Origin of the sequence: Pedobacter gandavensis (genome assembly GCF_032678745.1) — a bacterium.
GTDB lineage: Bacteria > Bacteroidota > Bacteroidia > Sphingobacteriales > Sphingobacteriaceae > Pedobacter > Pedobacter gandavensis_C.
The window spans coordinates 640,660-657,520 of sequence record NZ_JAVTST010000003.1; the positions used below are offsets into that span (position 1 = coordinate 640,660).

A 16,861-nucleotide genomic window follows, 5' to 3' on the forward strand; every position below is an offset into this window, starting at 1 on the left:
AAAATGAAAAAGAAAATATTATATATAGGCATTTTGGGAGTAATGGCTTTCTCATCCTGCAAGAAAGAATTAGTTCAGACGCCGTCTAATGGGATTTCCAGTGATATCGTGTTTAACAATCCAGGTGATTTTGACCTGGCAACAAAAGGGATGTATGCAGGGCTAAGGGGACAGGCTTCCTACCTTGGAGGAGAGTCCGTGTTATTTGGAGATATTCTTTCTGATAACATGATCATTAACTCGACGGGTAGAAGATCTTATCAGGAATTTAACAGATGGATTTATTCTTCAAATTCTACCTCAGGGTTATTTGGGAATGCTTATTCGGTAATTCGTAGAGCAAACGCAATACTCCTGAACATTGATAAACTTCCTGCAGGTGCTTCGAAAAACAACATTACAGCTGAAGCATTGGCTGTGAGAGCAATGGCACATTTTGATGTACTTAGACTATATGCAAAACGTTATACTGCAGCAACTGAGAATACGGATCTTGGTATTCCTTTCGTAACTAGTATTGATGTTTCGTTGTTGCCATCACGTAATACAATGAAAGAGTCTTATGATAAGATTATTGCAGATTTTGTACAGGCAGAAGGTCTTGCTAATGTTAGTAATGGTGTAGGACGTTTAAATAAAGCGGCAATTATCGGTCTACTTTCAAAAGTATACTTAAATAAAAGCGACTGGGCAAATGCGGCAGCTGCTGCTGACCGTGCTTTGGCGGTAGCTCCTGGTACTTCTGATAATCCTGGAAGTGCTGCTGATGTTCCGAACATCTTTATCGATGCAACTGAAAAAGGTGTAATGTTTAAAATTAAAATGTTGGATGAAGACAATGTGAAGATTGGTACATATTATAGCCAGACTATAGGCTCGGATGGAACTAAATCTGAATACGTGCCAACTTTTGATTTTTATTCACTTTATACAGCTACAGATGTGAGAAAGGCAGCTTATATTAAAACGGGGCTATATGTTCCTGCTTCAACGACGTATAATCATGTTGCTAAATGGCTTTCACGTCCTGGAAGTACGGCGAATATTTTGGATTATAAAGTGCTGCGTGTTGCTGAAGTTTTATTAAACAAAGCAGAAGCTTATGCGCAAAACAGCTCTGTTAAAGATGAAGCTAAAGCTTTAGCGACATTAAATATCCTTCGTGCTCAGCGGTATGTTCCATATGTAGCAGGTACTGAAACCGGCGCTGCTTTATTGGCTGCTATCGATAAAGAACGTCGTTTAGAACTTGCATTTGAAGGTCATCGTTTTTATGATTTGAAACGTCAAAATGTAGCGATTGTTCGTGATGCAGTCCATGGAGATAATTCAAATGGTAATGGTGCACCAATACCAGCAGCTTATGTGACATTGCCCGCTAATTCTAAAAACTGGGCTATGCCATTTCCTCAATCGGAAATCAATATCAATAAAAATCTGGTTCAAGATCCAGAATGGAAATAGTTAAAAAGAAGAGTGCCTGTAAGGGCACTCTTCTTTTATTTTTAACCCATTAAAACCAATTATTCTTATGACGCTATCCAAAACTTTTAACTTTAGATTTTTAATCCTTATCGCGTGTCTTTTTCAGGTTGAAAATGCAATGTCCCAGGCGGGAGCCGGGGGAAACATGCTTTTAAATGATAATCTAGGCCGTCCTATAGCTGGCAGAGAATATGTTGATATTAAGGGCTCCCCTTTTTTGACGGAAGACTGGATAAAAGGGATAGTGAAACTAGAGAATGGAGATACCTTTAAAGACATTGATCTAAAGCTGAATGTTAAAGATTACATACTGCTTTTTAAAGGTAAGAATAATGAGGCTTTGGCCTTTGTTAAAAAACCACTGGAATTCAGGCTTTATGACCGTTTGTTCCGGACTGGTTATAACTTAGCTGATAAATCAGATCAGAATGCTTATTACGAAGTACTTTATGACGGTGGGGCTAAATTATTAAAACTAATAAGTAAAGATATTAAAGAAGCCAGGGAGTATAACTCTGCCACCACGACGAAGACTTTTGTCGAGACTGCAAAGTACTATATAGCAATTGATGGTAATTCATTGGTTGAAATTACGAGAAGTAAAAATTCAATTCTGGGCGCACTAAAGGGACCAAAAGTAGAACAGGTAAAGAAGTATTTATCTGAGAACAAACTGAATCTAAAAGACGATGCAGACCTTGTTAAGATTTTCGCTTACTATGATTCGATTTAATTAATTTTTAAAGTAGTATGTTGTTTCTATGAACATCATACTACTCATTCTTCAATCTTGGATAATTCGGGGGATATAACTCCTTCTGTCTCCTGACTATTGCGCTTAGGACTGATACTCTTAATTTAGGCGGTTAAGCTATTTTAAGCGCTTCCATTTTTATGCTCTCCCTCGTTTACTATGAAGAGGTACTGATATTTCGCAAATGCAGAATCAGGGGCCCTTTATAATTCCCATTTTGTTTTCAAATTCTTTGGTATAAGTTGTGATTCTCCAGGAATAATCTTTTGTACAGAATCATTGGAAATTTTAAAAGATGTAGCCGGAACTATCAGGTTTTTATAGAAATTTTAGAGATGTTTTTTTCTGTTCGGTGATTAACTGAACAGATTTTCCTATTATCATGGCCCTGTTGTCATTAATATGCCCTACAGGAGAATTATAGCAAACCGGATAATCGTAGTCCTTTACAACCTCTTGTATGATTTGCTCCGGGCATTGTCCGAATGGCAACTCTTCTATTTCGTAACCATTAAATGCCCCAACAATTAGTCCTTTCAGTTTGGAGAGTTTACCACTTCTTTTGAGCGCTCTCATCATCCTGTCGATTGCGTATTCATGTTCCCCCACGTCTTCTATGAACAAAATTTTATCTGTATAATCGAATGCAGAGTTTGAACCTTCTGCGGCCAGCAATAGGGTCAAATTACCACCAATCAAAGTTCCTGTTGCGCTGCCTTGGCGGTTCTCAAATTCGCTATCATAACTGTAAGTTAATGCCTCGCCAAAAAGTGCTTTCCTTAAAGATTCCAGAGATTCGGCTGTACCATCTTCAAAGGTCTTTGGCATTTGTCCGTGAATACTTTGGGTGTTAGTCTGCGCCAAAATATGAGACAATAAGATCGTAATGTCGCTGAAACCAATTACCCATTTTGGTTGCTCCTGAAATTTCAAGAAATCAAGCTCATCTATGATTCGGATGGTTCCGTAACCTCCTCTGGAAGCAAAAACGGCTTTGATTTCTGGATCGTCTAAAAAGTTTTGAAGGTCTTTTCGTCTTTGCTCATCTGTGCCTGCAAATTGATCATGCGAGGCATAGACATGTTCAGCCATTATGATTTCAAGTCCCCAGTGTGTTAAAACGCCAATAGCTTTGCTCAGGTCTGTGGTTAATTTCTTTGCGGGAGAGACGATTCCAATTTTGTCTCCTTTTTTTAAATATGGCGGCTGCTTAATCATAGGTAAAACACTTATATTTGACAAAATAATAAAAATAGTTTTGGATAATAGTAAAATAAAGAGATATACGGTTACGGCCGCTTTGCCTTATACAAATGGGCCAGTGCATATTGGACACTTAGCAGGTGTTTATTTGCCTGCGGATACCTATGTAAGGTATTTGCGTTCGAATAAGAGAGATGTGAAGTTTATTTGTGGATCAGATGAGAATGGTGTGCCAATTACCCTTAAAGCTAAAAGGGAAGGGGTGACTCCTCAGGTGATCGTTGATAGATACCATAAAATCATTGGAGATTCCTTTAGGGATTTCGGTGTTTCTTTTGACATTTATCACCGTACCTCTTCTTTGATGCACCATCAAACTGCTTCCGATTTTTTTGAGAACCTTTATGAAAAAGGGGTTTTTACTGAAGAGGTGACAGAACAATATTATGATGAAAAGGCACAGACTTTTCTTGCGGATAGATACATCACTGGAACTTGTCCGAAATGTGGTAATGAGAATGCTTACGGAGATCAATGTGAGAGCTGTGGAAGTACTTTAAATGCAACTGACCTGATCAATCCTAAATCTACGCTTTCTGGTGAGAAACCGGTTAGAAAAGAAACGAAAAACTGGTTCTTGCCACTAGACAAATATGAGGATCAATTGAGAACTTATATTGAAAGTCATAAAGAGTGGAAACCAAATGTTTATGGACAATGTCAGTCTTGGTTAAATGCAGGTTTACAGCCACGTGCAATGACCAGAGATTTAGATTGGGGTGTAAAAGTACCAGTTAAAGATGCCGAAGGTAAAGTGCTATATGTATGGTTTGATGCGCCTATCGGTTATATTTCAGCCACTAAGGAGCTGTTCGAATACGCCCGTCTGGATGTTTGGAACCCTAAAGCAGAGGAATATTATATCAATAAAAACGGCTTAACTAAAGGCAACTGGGAAGATTATTGGAAGGATGATGAGACGAAATTAGTCCACTTCATCGGGAAAGATAATATTGTTTTCCATTGTGTGATTTTCCCTGCGATGTTAATGGCGCATGGAGGTTATACTTTAGCAGATAATGTGCCTGCAAATGAGTTCTTGAATTTGGAAGGTGAGAAGATTTCGACTTCTAAAAACTGGGCAGTTTGGTTGAATGAGTATCTGGAAGAGTTTAAGGGTAAACAGGATGTGCTACGTTATGTGTTAACAGCTACCGCTCCGGAGACAAAAGATAATGACTTTACCTGGAAAGATTTTCAGGCAAGAAACAACAACGAGTTGGTGGCGATTCTAGGGAATTTCATCAATAGAGTAACGGTACTGACGCATAAGTATTTCGCGGGTAAGGTGCCAATGTGTATGGAGATTACTCCGGTTGATCAGGCTGTGATTGATGAGCTTGCTGCTTATCCGGCAAAGATTAGTGCTTCAATTGAAAATTATCGCTTTAGAGAGGCTTTAATGGAGGTGATGAATGTTGCACGCTTAGGTAATAAATACCTGGCAGAAACTGAACCATGGAAAGTAATTAAAACGGATGAAGATAGAGTGCGTACGATCTTATACATTAGTTTACAGATTGCAGCTAACATTGAGATCCTGATTGAGCCATTTTTGCCTTTCACAGCAGATAAGCTGATGAAAATGCTGAATTATGGTGGTCACCAATGGGAAAATGCGGGAAGTATTAATTTACTACACCGTGGTCATCAGCTGAATGAGCCTGAGTTGTTGTTTGAGAAGATCGAAGATGAAGAGGTTCAAGCACAGATTGATAAATTGAATAAGAGTAAATCTGACAACTTATTGAACAGTGTAGAAGTTGCCGCTGCAAAGGAGAATATTCAGTTTGAGCAGTTTGGTGCCATCGATATTCGTGTTGCCACCATCATTGCCGCAGAGAAAGTAGAGAAAACTAAAAAGCTGTTGAAATTAACAGTAGACACTGGAATTGATCAGCGTACAGTAGTATCTGGAATTGCTGAGTTTTTTAAGCCGGAAGATATTGTAGGTCAGCAGGTAAGTTTAGTAGTGAATCTTGCGCCAAGAGAAATAAAAGGAATTTTGTCACAAGGAATGATTTTAATGTCTGAAAATTCAGATGGAAAACTTACTTTTGTGGCTCCTGTAGCAAACCATGGTAATGGTAGCGTAATCAGGTAGGTTCGGGTCCCGTAGTTCAACGGATAGAATAGAAGTTTCCTAAACTTTAGATATGAGTTCGATTCTCGTCGGGACCACTAAGAAGCCCAGCAGTTATACATAACTGTTGGGCTTCTTGTGTAATAAGGATTGAGAATCTGAGAAAGTTCAATCCTTTTTTAGAAGTTTAAATATTTTTTCAAATAACTCTTTTTTGTCAAAAGGTTTTGAAATGTAATCATCCATTCCAATTTCCAGGCAGCGCTCATATTCTCCTTTAATAGTATGGGCGGTCATTGCAATAATTGGAATGTTTTTTTTATGGTCTTTTAGTTCCCGTATTCTTTTTGTGGCTTCATAGCCATCCATTTCTGGCATTTGAACATCCATCAGCACAATATCAAAATGTTTTTTTTCGTATTTGGCCAATGCGATCAGGCCGGTTTCTGCGGTTTCCGTTTCAAAACCCCGTTGTTTCAGGATTTTTATGACGAGCATTTGATTAATTAGGTTGTCTTCTACAACTAATACATGAATACCTGTCCCAAGTTGAACTCCCATTTGAAGTTTCTCCGCAATATCTTTTTTAACATGGCTGCTAACCTTTAAAAAGGGCAATCGGAAATGGAAATCTGAACCAAGTCCGAGTTTGCTGTTCACAAAAATTTCTCCGTGTTGCAATTGGACTAACTGTTTTACTATGCTTAGACCGAGCCCTGCGCCACCGAACTTGCGGGCCGTCTCATTTGTTGCTTGTTCAAAGCTCTCAAAAATTTGCCCCAGCTTTCCCCCGTCGATCCCAATGCCGGTATCTTTGATCCCAAAGTCAAGTATAATTTTTTCTTCATTCTGCTCAATACAGATAACGGAAATGCTGACATGGCCCTTTTCTGTAAATTTCAGTGCATTTGAAATGAGATTTATAAGTATTTGATTTAGCCTCACGGAGTCGCCCATTATTGTTTCAGGGATTTTTTCATCAATGAGGTAATTGATTTCAATGTTTTTTTTCTTCCATTTCGGTTCCATCATTAGAATGTTCAAATGGATAATTTCCTTAAGATGGAGCGGAATGCTTTCAAAAACAAGTTTACCTGCCTCCATTCTGGAAAAATCAAGGATGTCATTTAAGATAACCAGCAAGTCGTCCCCCGATTTGATAATGATCTGTATGTATTCTTGCTGTTCTTTGTTTTCAATGGTCTCTTCCAGTAACCTTGCGAACCCAAGGATGGCATTCATTGGGGTACGGATTTCGTGACTCATTTTAGCCAGAAAAAGTTGTTTAGTCTTTTCTGAAGTTTCTGCTTTTTCCTTTTCTTTTTTGAGGGTCTTCTCGGCATCCTGAAGTTTACGTATATTATATAAACTATATTCAAGGGTATCAATCATCTTGTTGAAAGAGTTTGCAAGCATACCGATCTCATCGCCTGAATAAACGGTAACCCTAGCATTTAAGACTCCCCGGCTTACAAGTGCCGCTCCGGCAACGATTTCTTGGATCCCCTTTTCTATGCCACGGCTTACGGAAACAGTGATCAGGATACTTGTTGTCCCTATAGTAAGCGATATAGTAAGCAATAGATTTAATATAATATTTTCGAGCCAGCGGGAACCTTCACCGAGAGTAAATGAAAACTCGTCTTCAAGGGTTGTAACTTTTCTATTTAAATCCTTGGCCTGCGCCATAACCTCATCAATCTTCTTCTGGTCAAGAACATCAGCGCTGATTATGGTGTGAAGCTGATCACCAATGGTTATCAATTGGTCCATTGTTGTTGCCGCCTTACCCCAGGCGGCAATTGCTTTATTTATATAGAATATATTGTGAAATCGGGTAATTAAGTGGATCATACCATCAACATCTTCCGGGTGGTTCCGCCCCTGTAGGAATCCCTCACGAGCGATTTCTAGATCAGGGTTCGGCTTCTGAAGTTCAAGTCTTGCTTTATTATCTCCCAAAGGAACTTTAAGAAATTGTTTAAACGCTTGATAATCGGCTTCTTTGTGCGAGTTGGCATAAAGAAACAAGCTATAGACGGCATCTTTCTGTGCCTTTGACCATAAACCCTCGCCGTTTACAAATGCCCTTACCGAAGAAAGGGTACTTACAGCAAACCAAAGGGTGAATAGTTCAATAATAACCAAGAAGGCCATGATACCAATCGTGAAATACAATTTCGTGGAAATAGTAACATCCTGCAGTTTCCTTTTTAAAAATGTAATCATCGTTGAAAATGATAAGAGGGTTAACCTAACCTAAGTTAATTAAACCATTCTATATTTTCTGTAATTGAAAAAAATACATTTTTAATTTTATTATGGCGATCAATGTCATAGGTTAATTTAATCTGTTCCTGTGATATTTAGAGCGTATACATATTTCCGGTCTGCGGTTTGTGTTTTTTTTAAACTGTTGAGCTTAGCTAGTTTCTTCAGATTCAAATAAACGGAGCAAACACACATATGGTGTCCTTGTTTTCGAAGTTCCAGCCATAGCGCTTCTGCATCTAAAGTATCACCAGTTTCTTCGAGGTACTGAAGGATGATTTTACTGATTCCGGAAATCTTATGCTGTACCTTCATCGGCCTTACATCCTTCCTTTTAAATCTTCGCTGCTTGTACTTCTTTCATTTTTCGGCTTACCTTTTGCGCCAAAGCGGTAGCTAAAGGATAACAGGCCATATCTGCTGTCGGAATTATGGCGACTTAGGAATAGGACACTTTCATACGCCATTTTTCTTTTGATACGGTAACCCTCAAAAATATCATTCACCATAAATTTTAGACTTCCTTTTCCTTTGAGTACTTCTTTTTGGATGCCAGAGGAAATGATACTATATGGACTGGTGGTGGTGATACCAGAAACCTCTTCTGAAATATAGAAGGCGCTTAATTCTGCCTTCCATCCTTTGCCAAGGTTAAATGTATTTTGGGAGTTGAGACTTAATGTATTTCCACTATTTATAGCAGTTTCTGTTTGGCCATTGATTTTATATCTGTTGTGGTAAACGTTCAAAAACTGACTTCCTGTCCACCATTTAAAAATCTGTGTAGAGGCGGTGATGCTTAATCCAAAATTATCAAAGGATCCGATGTTTTCAGGGCGTTGGAAGGTTGTGGCTCCGGCATCTAACTGTCCTACCTGTTCGGCGATAACATCTGCAGTATGGTTGTAACTTAGGGAGGCAAAATATCGCGACTTTAATGCATAGCCTAACTCAATTGCATTTACTATTGCTGGTTTTAAGAAGGGATTTCCTTCATAAAATGCAAAGGGATCGTCGTATACCCGGAAAGGATTCAGGTCCCAATAACTTGGGCGCTTAATTCTCCTGCTGTAGCCAGTTTTCAACTGGTGATTTTCACTGAAATCCCTGGTTAGAAACAGACTTGGGAAAAGTCCCAGATAATCCTTCTTAAAGGTCATATTTGAAGTGATTTGATGGCCTTTGGTATTCGTGTATTCGGCGCGTAATCCTGCTTGCAGCTGGTATTCAGCCCATGCGGTATTCAGGTTCAGATAAGCGGCCTGTATATGTTCTTTATAAATAAAATGGTTGCTGGTACTGGCATCCGATAGATAGCTATTGTTCTTTAGGGTATCATATTGCAGGTTGTTTTCGGTACGTACATAACTGCCTTTCCATCCGGTCTCCAGTTTTGTTTTTTTGCCTAATGGAAGGATATAATCTATTTTAGCGGCATACACATCATCATTGGAAGGGATATCTCCTTTACGACCTGAGGGAGCCCTGTTGGATATCCCATCTGGCAACAGATAACGCGTATCCAACTGTTGATTCATCTTTGAGAAATGATAAACATAGTCTACATCTGCTTTGAGTTCATGACCTTCTTTATTAAACTTATGTACATAATTTACGTTGTAGAGCAGGTCAGTCCAGCGCTCTTTATTATTGGTTTGTGTTAGGGCAGACCAGCGTTTTTCGCCATTGGCATCCCTCAGGATGCTGGTGCTGGGTTGTTGTGTAGGATACTTTCCTACAGCACCATTCATTAAAAAGCCAAGAGTATTGTTTTCGTCCAGATTCAGGTCTATCCCGAACCTAAAATTATGGGAGCGCAGCTTAGCTTTCTCCTGGTTTTCCTGTAGGATACTTTGCAATAAAGCGGACTTTGTCTGGAGGTTTCCATTATAAAATAAGCGTTCGGCACTACTCTTACTTTCCAGATTCTGATTGTTGGCATTATAGCTTCCATAGGTATTCAGTAGGGTCGTATTGTAACTTAGAGCAATGCCTTGGCCATTTCTGATGTCGTTTCCTGCACCGATATTGCCGTCGATGCTGCCATTAAATCCGATAAGGAGATTCTTTTTGATAATGATATTTACTATTCCACCGCTGCCCGAAGCATCATATTGTGCGGTAGGATTAGACATAATTTCAATTCTGGAGATGGAAGAAGAATTGGTTCCTCTCAATAAATTGGCGAGTTGATCTCCGGAAAGATAAGTTGGTTTTCCGTTGATCATGATCGTTGTTCCGGATCTACCTTTTAGCGATACTTCTCCATTTTCTGTAACTGTTACGCCAGGGGCCTTATTGAGCAACTCTAATGCTGTATTTCCTTCTGCGAATATGCTTTTTTCGATATTCATCACAGTTTTGTCTAAAGTTTGCTCAATTAGGGGACGTTGACCACTGATGCTTACTGTGTTTAGCAACCGGCTGTCTGGATTTAAACGGATGGCTCCCATGTGGTGCAAGTTTCTGGCATTGCTGAGTTCAATCACTGTGGAATAGTAATCCATGTATCCTATGTAGCTGATTTTCAATAAGTATCTGCCATTTTTAACTCTGGAAAGGACAAAGTTTCCCGCCGTATCCGTCATCACGGCATAAGCCTTTACAGAATCTGCATACCGCAATACGGTTACAGAAGCGAAAGGAATGTGCTGTGCTTTTTCGTCCAATAATTTACCGTAGATATTTTTCTGGGCTTTTACTGTCATAGAAAAAGCAATAGAAAGCGTACAAAGAAGGGCAAGAATATATATTTTCATCATGTTAGGGAGTGCTTAGAACTTGCTTCGGCTGTTTTACTGCAACGGTAGGCTTTTTAGTTTTTTTCTTTTTACCCCACCAGATATAAAAACCAGTGATGGGTAAGCTGGCACAAATTAAGCTGGCCAGGAAGTACAATATTTTTGTAGTCAAGCCTCCAATGGCACCCACATGGATGGCATAGTTGAGTTTACGTACCTGATCTGGAAACTTCATGTCTTCCAGACGCTTGGTCGAATTTGGTAGTAGCTCCAAAGTCAAAGGATCAAAATTCAGGTCTCTCCAAAAACCTAATGTCATGTCGGTACAGGCATAAATCGCCTCATCAGGTTCTTCAGCGAAGTGAATAATGATCTGATCTTTGTTATATCTGGCGATGTCATTCACTACTTTATGCCAGATGATGTCTGCATTTTGCAGGGAAGTATTTATGGAAGGACCTGAAACCTCCATCTTTTGTCTTTTTTGTCTAGGTTTATTTTCGCCACCTGTTAGCCAATAAACTCCCTGACCGAACCAGGAAAAGCTCATGATTAAACCTGTAATCGCCATCAGCAGGGCAATCAATAAGGAATAAAAACCCAGTACATTGTGTAAATCGTAGTTTACCCGTTTAAAACGAGCTTTCCATTTGATCTTGAAACTCTGGTCACGACCTCGTTTATTCCATTTCTTTGGCCACCATAAAACGATGCCACTGAGTGTTAGCAAAAAGAAAATAAAAGTAGACCAGCCTACCACCTGACGGCCGATGGCGCGCGGCATCCATAGGTGTCGGTGTCCTTCATCCATAAAGTGAAAGAAATCCTCATCATCGACCATGGCAATCACCTCGGCGGTATAAGGGTTTACATAAACCAAGGAGTCCGACTCATGGACATTAAAATGGGCGGTTCTGCCAACACCATGATACCAAACCGATTCAATATGTTTTCCTGGTAATGCCTGCTCCACGGCGCGGTGTAATATAGAAGGTGCCAATACTTTTGCATTTGCAGGTTGTTCAGCATGCAGCCATGGGCGGCTGAGGCTTTTGATTTCCTGCTCAAATACCAGCACACAACCGGTGATGCTGAGAATTACCACTACAATTCCTGAGGCCAGTCCCAGCCAAAGGTGTAGCCATGCGTTTATTTTGTTGAACATAACGTTTTATAGGTAATAGGAGGAGATAAAGCCCCGCGACTCCATCGGAAGCCCGGGGTTTTCTATCAACATTAGCGGAGAAACGCTATTAATTTAATTTGTAAAGGATTGGGGTATTGTCAGATCCGCCGTCTATTCTTAACCCTTTTTTAAGTGTATCCGCAATTGGATCATATTCATATACATAAATAGCATCTGCTTTGGGATCATTTACCGCGATATAGGCTTTACCATCAAGAACAATCGCTGAACGTGAGTTCAATAGAGGCGGAAAGTCTAATCTTTTAATCACTTTTTGCGTGTTTACATCTACGACAAGATATTCCCACATGTCAGCATACCACCAGTCGTCTTTTACTTTTACGCGATTTTTAGCATCTTTTGCACTCGCAAGGATCGCTTTCCCGTTTCCAACATAACATACACCCAATTGGTTATCACCATTTGTAAGGGCAGAAATATTGAAGAAATAATTAGGATCAAAAGTATCAGTACCAGCTTTAATTCTGAAGAAACCAGTAGGCATATTCGGTTTATTCCCACCTAGCATTGGCATAGGGTGCGTCAATAGATAGTCGTTGCCATTGTCAACAAACTGACCGAAATAACCATTTCTTAGTGGACCTGCAGGAGCAGAACGACCATCTTTGCTGGTTACTTTAAAGTTGTTTAATGATGGAAGATCCATTGAAGCCAGGTAGGACTCATCATTTGTCAATTGGGTCACTTCATTGTATAGTCCATATCCAATCATGACCCTGTTTCCACTGGTAAATGCCGAGTAAACTCTTCTGCTGTGTCCTGCAGGAACACTTGGAAGATCAAATTCACCACTTTTCACGATCGTCATGTTGCTCACATTAATAATCGCATAAAGGTTACTTCCTCTTGGGCCAAACATCACCTGGTTGTTATCCAACCATAAAGACCAGCCAATATATGGGCTTGGGAAGGCCGTAAAAGGAATTTCCCCTTCTCTTGTCAACTTACCGTCCTGATATAAATGCTTGCTAAATCTTCCTGTAGGGTTTAGGAAGTAGAAATGTCTTCCCTTTTGAATGATGTTTTCTCCCCAGGTAAATATGTTTGAAACATCAATACCATTGCCTTTTGGACTGATTTTGCCTTCTGTTAAAGAGTTGATGTTTAACAGGTAACTATCATCTCCAACAGAATAGATCACAGCATATTCGCCATTTTCTTTTTCATCCGTACCGGAGCCTTTGTTGTCTTTTTTGCAGGCAGAAAGGCCAGAGATAAAGACCAGTGCTGTGGCCAGAACCAATAGTCTTGTTTTAATTGTAGTAAACATGTTCATAGATTATATTTATTTTAATTGAATTGCGAAATGGCGTAACGTAATTTGATGAAGAATGAAGTGCCGGGTTTCTGCAGCTTAAACTTATCATAAGCGATCACATTGGTTAGGTTTCTGCTTTCCAGCGATACATTGTATCTGCCTTTATGCATCGAATAAGTCAAAGTGACATTGTGTATAAACTGACGGGCGATATAGTCTTTAGTATTCTTACTGCCCAATTTGGACCAGTTAACAGAGTAATCATTGATGAATTGGGTAAACCAGTTAAATTGAACCCTCGTGTCTTTACCAACAAGATTGTCTTTTCCAATGCTGAAATCAGCATTTCCATATAACCAAGGCTCATTAGGTACTCTACTGAGGTAAGTTGCACTTTCGCGGACAGATCCTTTTGCAAATTGTTGCCTGTTGACTGCACTTTGATAGGTCATGTTGACCAACACAGAAAATAGGTTGTTGTAATCATAGCGAACTTCAGTCTCAAATCCTCTGATGATAATTCCGTTCTCATTGTTATACTCTGCAGCACTACCGTCATTCGCTGATGCAGATTTCCCGGGAGTGATGTAATCATTGGCATCGCGATAATATCCGGATGCTTCTGCCCAGATTTTTCCTTTTCCTATTCTTTTGTCGAAAAATAGGCCGACGTTATAGTTGTTACTGCTTTCCGGTTTTAAATTTGGATTTCCTTTTACTACTTCCCGGTCACCGTATAATTCTACCAAGCTAGGTAATCTGTAAGCATGTTCAAAAGAGGCTTTCATCCCGATCACAGGGCTGAATTTATAGCTGGAAGCTACTCCGTATCCATAATATTGCTTGCTATTGCTGGTGCCAATCCCATCTTTATCATAAGTTTTTCCACTTAAACCGTACATTTTTCCGAAGAAATTGTTGGTCATTTTGCCATTAAAGACTTGCTGCTGGTAGCTGATACCAGTAATGTTTTTATTTAAGCGGTTGGACCTATCGTAAAGATGGTTATAAGGGTCGATCTCATTATAGCTTTCTCTATAAGAACTGTTATAGTTATTGTTCAGATTAACCATGTGGTTTTGGGAAATTGTATAACCCAGGTTTAGCTGTGCCAGGACGTTATGGCCAGTTAAATGGGAGATAGATTTTTTTTCGCCAGAAAGTTCACTACCGAAACTGCCATTTTTACTTCTTGGTATTGAACTGCCGTCCCATAGGAAATCATTGCCGCTGGTATCAGTCAGGATGTTTTTATTGGCGGAGTAATTGGCGAATACACTTGCTGATAGTCCTTTGATCAATAGGTTTTCCTTACGGTAACGAATGGAAGGAATGATGTTATGACCATCATTCGTCATCTTACCAATCACTTTTTGCTGTGTTGCACCGGTTTGTCTTTGCTTATAGTTTGAAGTGTACGTCACACCGGCTACAAATACATCTGCCCATTTCTTATTGGAAATTCCTGCTTCCACCTGCCCCATAAAGGACTCATACTGATCATGGAAACGACGAAGTTTCTCCACCTGCTCAAAGCCTCCGGGAATGGGTAACTCTATCAGCGCATTGGCTGATGGATTGTTATACATGTAGTAATTATTGTCGGAATAGTTGTAATACGAACTCACATTGGTGGTAATACCAGTTTTATCATCTGTAAAACTTCCTGTTAAGCCTGCGCGGTGAGTATTAAAGGAACCCGCACTGTAACTCAGGTCAAGAGATTTTCCTTTGTTCTTTTTGGTGATGATATTCACTGCACCACCCAAAGCATCTGAGCCCAGGTAAGCAGGAACTACGCCTTTATAAACCTCTACACGTTCAGCAAGGTTTACAGGGAAATTATTTAGCGTCATTCCGCTTCCATAAGATTCCATTGGAATGCCATCAATAAAGAACTTAATGTGTCCTCCTGATAGGCCATTGATCGAAAACTCAAAATCTGAACCTAAACCTCCCTGTTCCCTCACCTTTACACCGGCGGAGCGGTTCAGGATCTGATTCAGGTCATTGGTGGTGTTTGCATATTGTTTTAAGTCGATAGAATTCACGGCGAAACCTGCTTCTTTAGCCTTGCGTGATTCTGTTTTTCCAGCAATCGAAACGTCATTTAAATCGTTCTGGGCTTCTTTCATGGAGAAATTCAAGAGCAGATCCTGATTTTCCTTGATACTGATCTTTTGCTCTATCTTTTTAAAACCGATGGCTGTGATCTGTATGGTGTAGTTTCCGGCGGCTAGATCAGTAAGATTGAATTTACCCTTTTGATCGGTAGCCTGGGTTCTGTTGATGGGGATTAACCGGACTGTGGCGGTCGGTATGGCCTCTTTTTGATCGTCAGACACCTGCCCTTTGATGCTGCTTTTGTTTAATTTCTGTCCTTGCACACAAAATACGCTAGCGCATAATATGCCCATTAGCAAGATTTTCTTAATTTGCATTACTTTTAGATGTTTCGATTTAAGAGTAACCCTTTCTTAGGGTTTGGGTCATACAGGTACGAACTGTATGACCCTCTATATACTAATTAGCACAAGTCACACTTTTCCCCTATGCTATTTAGAATATTTTTAAATAAGAGTTTTTTGTTTAGTTTTCTAAGCGGTTGATGCGAAAAATGGCGCCTTTGATCAGTAGCCCTTTTTTTAGTGCCGCATCTTTTCGGTTGTATTGCCAGATCTGGCTGTTGCCATCTTGTTGGTAGACGGAGATATAGGCGAAGTCATCCTCATATATCGTATTAAAGATCCAATCCAGTTGAACGTCAGGAAGGTTAAGCTTAGTTTTCTTTTGATGCTCCAGGTCTACGAGTACGTAATTAGCCACCCTGTTGATCATGTAGTTCTCGAAACTGCGGACTTTATCTAATTGCACCACGCTGGTAATGGCCAGGCCATCCCCAATATCCTGTAGCGTATAAGCTTCTTCCTGTATGCCATTGGCGATTTGAAAATTATAGGAGGGATCAAAAATGTTTTTTTTAGTATCTATTTTCAAGATGGAAGATGGTGTGCCTTTTCGATTCCCCGTTCTACCTCCTGGCTGCCCTAAAACATAAACATGGTCTTGAAAAACCATAGAGTTGGACGCTAGTATCGCATATGAACCTGGCCAGGTAGTTCGGCTATCTTGTGCAGTGCTTTCCAATTCTAAATCCGGGTAGTTGAATTGTGCCAAATACATCGTGTCTTCGCATGGCACAATGTGCTCTCTCATCATCCCTTTTTGAAAGGTGTAGCTCACGAATAGTTTATCTTTTACCAATTGTGCAGAAACCCCTACATAATTGTTATCAGCACTAGTCGCCGGAACATTTAAAAAGCCCTTTCGCTTAATCTTCATTGCATCCAAATCAACCTCAAAGTAATTGAATTTATGGTTGTTGACCGTCCCAATCAGGATGGTATGGGGATCGACCCAGTTTACCCATGACATGTAAGGCTCCCATGGAATATCTTTCATAGAGATTTTGTTGATCGCTTTAATCCCGTTTTCTGTCAGCGCATAGCAAACAAAAGATTTTTGCTCCTGATCCATTACGTAATACCTGGAATCTTTGTACGCCAAAATAAATCCATTAAAGTTGACCTCAGTTCTTGGCCCGATTTCTTTAGCGTCCATTAAAGAATTAACCCTTGTTAAATGAGCCTTGTTTTCCAGGCTATCGTAACTGAGCAAGCCATATTTATAGCTGGTTTCCTTAGCATTCTGCCGACAAGCCAACAAAAATAACAGACATGTCAGGAGCAATGAAATACTTAAGAGCGACTGTTTTTTTGAGGGATGGGATTTCACAGGA

Annotated in this window: 11 protein-coding genes and 1 tRNA gene; 4 read left to right on the plus strand and 8 right to left on the minus strand. The window is 39.8% G+C overall.

The features are described 5' to 3' along the window. Positions 1 to 3 precede the first annotated feature (3 nt). Both R2S10_RS14090 and R2S10_RS14095 read left to right on the plus strand, forming a co-directional pair. On the plus strand, positions 4 to 1,464 hold the full coding sequence (locus R2S10_RS14090; RefSeq protein ID WP_316841060.1) for a RagB/SusD family nutrient uptake outer membrane protein: 1,461 nt from the start codon (positions 4 to 6) through the stop codon (positions 1,462 to 1,464). Positions 1,465 to 1,531: 67 nt separating this feature from the next. Continuing rightward, positions 1,532 to 2,218, plus strand: coding sequence for a hypothetical protein (locus R2S10_RS14095; RefSeq protein WP_316841061.1), 687 nt, complete (start codon positions 1,532 to 1,534; stop codon positions 2,216 to 2,218). Between the two features lie 339 nt (positions 2,219 to 2,557). Here the strand turns inward: R2S10_RS14095 and R2S10_RS14100 are convergent, their stop codons facing one another. Further along, a complete protein-coding gene (locus R2S10_RS14100) occupies positions 2,558 to 3,457 on the minus strand; it encodes an LD-carboxypeptidase (RefSeq protein ID WP_316841062.1) in 900 nt (299 codons plus the stop codon). 40 nt (positions 3,458 to 3,497) lie between these two features. Here R2S10_RS14100 and metG point away from each other — a divergent pair, with 40 nt between their 5' ends. Both metG and R2S10_RS14110 read left to right on the plus strand, forming a co-directional pair. Then, positions 3,498 to 5,606 carry a methionine--tRNA ligase gene (gene metG, locus R2S10_RS14105; protein ID WP_316841063.1) on the plus strand — a complete coding sequence of 703 codons (2,109 nt, stop codon included), beginning with the start codon at positions 3,498 to 3,500 and terminating at the stop codon, positions 5,604 to 5,606. Positions 5,607 to 5,611: 5 nt separating this feature from the next. Then, positions 5,612 to 5,683: transfer RNA gene (locus R2S10_RS14110), tRNA-Arg, on the plus strand. Positions 5,684 to 5,753: 70 nt separating this feature from the next. Here R2S10_RS14110 and R2S10_RS14115 read toward each other — a convergent pair. The 7 genes from R2S10_RS14115 to R2S10_RS14145 form a co-directional block, all read right to left on the minus strand. Beyond that, positions 5,754 to 7,814, minus strand: coding sequence for a response regulator (locus R2S10_RS14115; protein ID WP_316841064.1), 2,061 nt, complete (start codon positions 7,812 to 7,814; stop codon positions 5,754 to 5,756). A gap of 117 nt (positions 7,815 to 7,931) precedes the next feature. Then, positions 7,932 to 8,171: a transcriptional repressor gene (locus R2S10_RS14120; RefSeq protein ID WP_316841065.1), complete on the minus strand. Its 240-nt coding sequence runs from the start codon at positions 8,169 to 8,171 to the stop codon at positions 7,932 to 7,934. 5 nt (positions 8,172 to 8,176) lie between these two features. Then, positions 8,177 to 10,618, minus strand: coding sequence for a TonB-dependent receptor (locus tag R2S10_RS14125; RefSeq protein ID WP_316841066.1), 2,442 nt, complete (start codon positions 10,616 to 10,618; stop codon positions 8,177 to 8,179). A 1-nt stretch (position 10,619) separates the two neighbouring features. After that, on the minus strand, positions 10,620 to 11,762 hold the full coding sequence (locus tag R2S10_RS14130; protein WP_316841067.1) for a PepSY-associated TM helix domain-containing protein: 1,143 nt from the start codon (positions 11,760 to 11,762) through the stop codon (positions 10,620 to 10,622). Positions 11,763 to 11,850: 88 nt separating this feature from the next. Next, the gene (locus tag R2S10_RS14135) at positions 11,851 to 13,074 is read right to left on the minus strand and encodes a DUF4374 domain-containing protein (protein ID WP_316841068.1); all 1,224 of its coding nucleotides are present in this window, start codon (positions 13,072 to 13,074) and stop codon (positions 11,851 to 11,853) included. A 20-nt stretch (positions 13,075 to 13,094) separates the two neighbouring features. After that, positions 13,095 to 15,503 carry a TonB-dependent receptor gene (locus R2S10_RS14140; protein WP_316841069.1) on the minus strand — a complete coding sequence of 803 codons (2,409 nt, stop codon included), beginning with the start codon at positions 15,501 to 15,503 and terminating at the stop codon, positions 13,095 to 13,097. Positions 15,504 to 15,651: 148 nt separating this feature from the next. Continuing rightward, the gene (locus R2S10_RS14145; protein WP_316841070.1) at positions 15,652 to 16,857 is read right to left on the minus strand and encodes a hypothetical protein; all 1,206 of its coding nucleotides are present in this window, start codon (positions 16,855 to 16,857) and stop codon (positions 15,652 to 15,654) included. Between the last annotated feature and the right edge of the window lie 4 nt (positions 16,858 to 16,861).

Coding starts and splice junctions, on each gene's coding strand:
- R2S10_RS14090 (WP_316841060.1), top strand. CDS start 4: ATGAAAAAGAAAATATTATATATAGGCATTTTGGGAGTAATGGCTTTC.
- R2S10_RS14095 (WP_316841061.1), top strand. CDS start 1,532: ATGACGCTATCCAAAACTTTTAACTTTAGATTTTTAATCCTTATCGCG.
- R2S10_RS14100 (WP_316841062.1), bottom strand. CDS start 3,457: ATGATTAAGCAGCCGCCATATTTAAAAAAAGGAGACAAAATTGGAATC.
- R2S10_RS14115 (WP_316841064.1), bottom strand. CDS start 7,814: ATGATTACATTTTTAAAAAGGAAACTGCAGGATGTTACTATTTCCACG.
- R2S10_RS14120 (WP_316841065.1), bottom strand. CDS start 8,171: ATGAAGGTACAGCATAAGATTTCCGGAATCAGTAAAATCATCCTTCAG.
- R2S10_RS14125 (WP_316841066.1), bottom strand. CDS start 10,618: ATGATGAAAATATATATTCTTGCCCTTCTTTGTACGCTTTCTATTGCT.
- R2S10_RS14130 (WP_316841067.1), bottom strand. CDS start 11,762: ATGTTCAACAAAATAAACGCATGGCTACACCTTTGGCTGGGACTGGCC.
- R2S10_RS14135 (WP_316841068.1), bottom strand. CDS start 13,074: ATGTTTACTACAATTAAAACAAGACTATTGGTTCTGGCCACAGCACTG.
- R2S10_RS14140 (WP_316841069.1), bottom strand. CDS start 15,503: ATGCAAATTAAGAAAATCTTGCTAATGGGCATATTATGCGCTAGCGTA.